Source organism: uncultured Caballeronia sp. (assembly GCF_964243625.1).
Classification (GTDB): Bacteria; Pseudomonadota; Gammaproteobacteria; order Burkholderiales; family Burkholderiaceae; genus Caballeronia.
The window spans coordinates 1-4668 of the sequence record NZ_CAXTGZ010000480.1 but is presented as its reverse complement, the minus strand read 5'-3'; the positions used below and the strand labels follow the sequence as shown (position 1 = coordinate 4668).

Genomic DNA, 4668 nt, shown 5'->3' with positions numbered 1-4668 from the left:
GCTCCTGAAAACACTCACCGTTACCTCGCTTTGAAGCCTCATTCTGCTTTAAACACCGAGTGACGCGCCCATCCGCGTGAACCATCACTGCTCCCGAATTCCCTCACCTTCGTCCCCACGATGACACCCGGGCCTGAAATAAACGATGGGGCACCTCCCGTAAAGCCTCACCTTTGCGGCACATCCAAGCGATTTCGAGGTCCAGCCGTGTGCCAAATCCGCCGTACACGCTCGATTACGACGATCCAAGACCCCGCAAAAGCTCACCTTAGCCAAGGATCTAAGGTCTGTGGGGCCGACTTCTACTCAAATCGCAGCCTCCCGAAAAGTCTCACCCTAAGCACGAGATGCTGTCGGCATCTGCCTTATATTCTTATTACTATCAATATGTTAGGTGATGAAGTCAGGGTTTTCAGATGGCGAGCGGTGGTTGAAAAACGTCGAGGTGCAAGAGGGGCTCCCGAATACGCTCACCGATGGATCACTACTGGGTACTCGCTGGCATAGGAAATGACGGTTGATGCCTCCCGAAAAAGCTCACCTTTACCGCCGCTAGCTGAAATACCCTTTAAAACCGAGAATATTAGGCCTTTAAGGTTGAAACTTCACTCCCGAACCCTCCCGTAACTCCTCACCTTAAGCCGCAAACATCGCAGGCGATCATGCAAGCATTCGGTCTTGGCGCCTGTATAACCTCACCCTCGAGTGACGTTGGCCCCCGTGAACCCTCACCATTAGGTAATAATGACCGATTATAACTGGATTTTTTGCGATTTCTTAGCCCCCGCAAACACTCACTTAACGAATTGATGTCGCAGATGCTCCTTGTCTACTGGGCGGGCTTGTTCACTACGCGATCTCCCGAATAATCTCACCTGTCGAAACGGCACGACTCCCGAATCCGCTCACGGATGCTCCCGTGATGACTCACTGTCGTTCCTGAACCCAATCACCTCCAGCCCCCGTCAGCGCTCACCTTCTATCCCGCAGACACTCACCTTTGCGTCCGGAAAGCCTTACTCCATAAGGGTCTGCCGTGGCGTTAACGTTTTTAACTAGGGTTCAAAGGTGTTTACTTCTAATACTCTCAAGACAGGGAGATTCTAGATAGAGAACCGTTACACCCCTTCGGCTCGTGAAACATCGTCGAAGCAGTCACGGCTTAAACAAACTGCTAGTAATCAACAAGTTAAGCTATTAAGCTCTACATGTTTCACGGAAACCACTGTCGCCGGAAGGTGATTTTGGCGTAACGGAGCACGAGCGCTTGCAAAGCTTGCCTAGTTCTCAGCTTTCTTTGGAATCGTAGTGATTGCTACGTAATGTATTATGTATCGAACGAAATAAGTGCCGGGAGGGTTTATGAATGATGAAGAGCGCCTTGATCTGCGTACTGAGCTTGCTGAATTAAAAGCCAATGGCGCACGAAGGCAAGACCTTTCGCAACATGCATGCAAGCGGCTCTTCTTCGATTTCGGCATCCGGCCATCCATGGCTACAGTAAGGGACCTAACTCAGACCGGAAGCGCAAGCGACATCCCGAAGGATATCGATGCGTTCTGGACCCGAATTAGGTCGGCGTCCCGAATTCGCATCGATGGTGGCGCGATTCCCGATGCTTTGCAGGAGCGCGCAGGCGAACTCCTTGGGCAACTGTTTCAGGAAGCAAGGCATTTAGCCAGTCAATCGCTCGAGATAGAACGTAACGCAGCAAAGAGCGACGCGGACACCGCATTGAGTCGTCTTCACGATTTCGAAGTACGGTTCGCTACCGTCAATGAAGCGCTCCTACGAAGCGAAGCGCGGGCGGACGCGGCGTTGGCACACAATTCTGCATTGGAAGCAGAAATGCATGCGCTCCGTGACCGGGATTCAAACGCTCAGGGCGGTCTCCACGCGTTAATCCAGCGTCTGGAGGGTGAAAACGATGCCCTGACCAAACGTCTCGATGCCCAACAACTGACAAACGCCACGTTACGTGATCGACTGGATACCTTGAATTGCGAATTGCGGCAGAACACGGAGCACTATGCGCAGCAGATCAAGGACGCGGTGAGTGAGGCTGAGCGGCGCGTCAAGCCGATGCTGGTTGAACTCGATTCGCTTCGCGGCATGGCCGCGACGTACCAGACGAGTGTGCGCCAGGCCAGTCAGAAAGAATTTGATTTCATCCAGCAACTCAGCACTGCGAAAGCGCGCGCCGACCGACTTGAGCTGCAACTGCGCGAGAAATCCGACGAAATCGATGAACTCTCTTCCGAGCGCGACACCCTTCGCGCGCAAAGCGGAATCAGTAGAAGTGCAACACGGCTCATTTGCTCGTTGGTCGAAGAAGGACGGTTATTAAACAAGGAAATTCTGGCGCTTGGCACCGAAGTCGACGCGTTTATCGTGCTGCCGTCGCGTTGTCCAACATGCATGGCTGGTGAGCCCGAACTTGCTCAGCACGGAAACGAGTTCGAGCTTTCGTGCCCTGATTGTGAGCGATCGTCGGGTGCCACGGCGTCACGGATTATGGCTGTCGCATGTTTCAAGACCGCAGAAATGCTCGATGCGAGCCAGCAAGTCGAAAGGTGAGGTTATTCGGGACCTGTTTTTCCGGCGGATCGTTCGTCCGCAACCGAAGCGTCATGCTTTGCATGGGCCAAATCACGCTCCCGTATTTCCTCACCTTTCCAGCGTTCCCACGCCCGATGCAGCCTGTGCGCTGAAATGTCTTGCTGAAATCCCAGCCACTGTCCGACCTGCTCGGGCACCGTTCCGCTTTCAAACCGGTCCGCGGCAAACGTGTTGCGCAAGGTCTGGGGACTGGCGCGAGCTACCCGGGAATCGGCAATACCGGCGGCCAGCGTAACCGCATCGATAGAGCGCAGCATCGTGGCCTTGTGCATGATCCGCCCCGACGCGGTAGACGGAAATAACAGGTCGCCTGGCAATCCGGCGGTTTTTCGTTCGCTGATCCACTGATCAAGCAACGCGACGGCGAAAGGCGCGAGCCGGGTTTGTCGTATAAGCGCGGAATTTGAGGCTTCGATTGTGAGCCATGGCTGATTCCAGTCAAAGCTACTAACGGTCAGCGCGGCCGCCTCTCCCGTTTTCACTCCCCCGCCAAGAAATACGCCGACGAGTGCACGGTCCCTGCTTTCACGCCAGCGTTGACCGGCCGATAAATCAACAATCGGCGAGAAAAGGTAGGCGACCAGCGCCGCGCGCTCGTTGTGCGATAGAAAACCGGTTGGCTCGTTCTCCCGTGCATCCCGCCAGGGTGCTTCGCCATCTTGTGCAATAAACCGAGCAGGATTCGTGGACGCGAGTTCTATCTGACGAACATGGTCCAGCACGCGCTCGATGAGCCGTAGATAGCGTACGCGCTGTGGTTTCCGGATATCCAGTTGGGTTACAAACTGTTCGATGGCGAGCCGGTCCACGGTCTTGAGATTGACGCGTTTGACGTCCAGCCATTCAAGAAACAGGCCCCATTGCGCGCGGTAGACGTTCGCTGACGATGCCTTGAATGCCTGACCGGCCATCCACGCATCGAACGCACTTACCGGATCGGCGTACCAACTCGTGCGCTCTCGCTCGAAAATGTCGTCGGTCCTGGCGTTCAGGGGCATCAGGAATGATCCTTAGAGGTGAACCTGCGGGCGAAGCCGCTTTTAATGCGTAACTGCAACCGCTAACTCGGGATGCCCGGCGCGTGCGGCCTGGTCGTAAGCATCAACTGCGAATGCAAACACGGGCGGCAGCGCATTGGACCTGCGAAAGTCTACAAGATCGTCTGTTTCGGGAAAGCTCAGGTCAACCGGGCGTGCAAACAGAGCTCTGAGCGCTGACTCGTGCCGGCCGGCAAAACCAAGATCCGCGAGAGCCTCTGCTTCGATTGCGAGCAGGAGCCGCCACGAAAGTGGGACTCCTTGCACGATATAGCGATGCGCAACCTCGCGTGTGATTCGCTTAAGGTCTCTCACCACGCGGGCGAATTCGGGGGTGTCGATACGATCTTCTTCGATGTCCATTTTTGTCTCCCTCTTTCGGCGATAACGGCAAGGTACGATACTGTACAAACATACAGTGGTTATCGCAATCTCCCTTTATCGCGGCGCTCCAATTTGCGCTGATGCAAGCTTGCAATGTGCGATTCCGCCTACGCGCTAATCAGACGCCATCGGCTGTCGGACCCACTATGGATTTGCGATGCTGTGTACACGGTCAGGACATTTCCTGACATGGCGCCGCGAACTTCGTTACATCGGATTCGCGCTTTTGATACGAAAGGAGATGAAGATGAACAAGGATCAGAAAGACGGCGTAGTAAAGCAAGCTAAGGGCAAGGTCAACGAAGTCGTCGGCAAGGTGACGGGTGACCGCGCCCAAGAAGCCAAGGGCGACGTGCAGCAGGCCGCCGGGAAGGTGCAGAAAGGTGCAGGCGATGCCCGCGAAGACATGAAGGACGCGTTGAAGAAGCACTAAGCGGTTCGACCGCGCCGTCACTATTTGATTAAGTGGCGGTTGTTTCATTCGAAGTAGATCAGCAAGCGAGGGCCGTGTCAGACGCAAGTCGGCACGGCCTTCCTGTTATGTCGCCCCACGCCAAGCGGAAACTTTATGCGCATCAAGTTTCTTGGTTAGACGCGTATATCAAGACCTGGCAGCACTCATTGATAT

The 4668-nt window shown here is 54.9% G+C and carries 4 protein-coding genes; 2 read left to right on the top strand and 2 right to left on the bottom strand.

Going from position 1 to position 4668, the window contains the following annotated elements; translation table 11 throughout:
• Nucleotides 1-1362 precede the first annotated feature (1362 nt).
• Nucleotides 1363-2577, top strand: coding sequence for a DNA-binding protein (locus tag ACFFAR_RS25180; RefSeq protein WP_375508657.1), 1215 nt, complete (start codon nucleotides 1363-1365; stop codon nucleotides 2575-2577).
• Between the two features lie 2 nt (nucleotides 2578-2579).
• Here ACFFAR_RS25180 and ACFFAR_RS25175 read toward each other — a convergent pair whose 3' ends face one another.
• Both ACFFAR_RS25175 and ACFFAR_RS25170 read right to left on the bottom strand, forming a co-directional pair.
• Nucleotides 2580-3617, bottom strand: coding sequence for a tyrosine-type recombinase/integrase (locus tag ACFFAR_RS25175; protein WP_375508656.1), 1038 nt, complete (start codon nucleotides 3615-3617; stop codon nucleotides 2580-2582).
• Nucleotides 3618-3659: 42 nt separating this feature from the next.
• Nucleotides 3660-4019, bottom strand: a complete 360-nt coding sequence (locus tag ACFFAR_RS25170; RefSeq protein ID WP_174365706.1) for a DUF2471 family protein — start codon at nucleotides 4017-4019, stop codon at nucleotides 3660-3662.
• A 268-nt stretch (nucleotides 4020-4287) separates the two neighbouring features.
• On the opposite strand from ACFFAR_RS25170, the gene ACFFAR_RS25165 reads away from it, so the two are divergent.
• Nucleotides 4288-4473, top strand: coding sequence for a CsbD family protein (locus ACFFAR_RS25165; RefSeq protein WP_056363795.1), 186 nt, complete (start codon nucleotides 4288-4290; stop codon nucleotides 4471-4473).
• Nucleotides 4474-4668 lie beyond the last annotated feature (195 nt).

Coding starts and splice junctions, on each gene's coding strand:
- ACFFAR_RS25165 (WP_056363795.1), top strand. CDS start 4,288: ATGAACAAGGATCAGAAAGACGGCGTAGTAAAGCAAGCTAAGGGCAAG.
- ACFFAR_RS25175 (WP_375508656.1), bottom strand. CDS start 3,617: ATGCCCCTGAACGCCAGGACCGACGACATTTTCGAGCGAGAGCGCACG.
- ACFFAR_RS25170 (WP_174365706.1), bottom strand. CDS start 4,019: ATGGACATCGAAGAAGATCGTATCGACACCCCCGAATTCGCCCGCGTG.
- ACFFAR_RS25180 (WP_375508657.1), top strand. CDS start 1,363: ATGAATGATGAAGAGCGCCTTGATCTGCGTACTGAGCTTGCTGAATTA.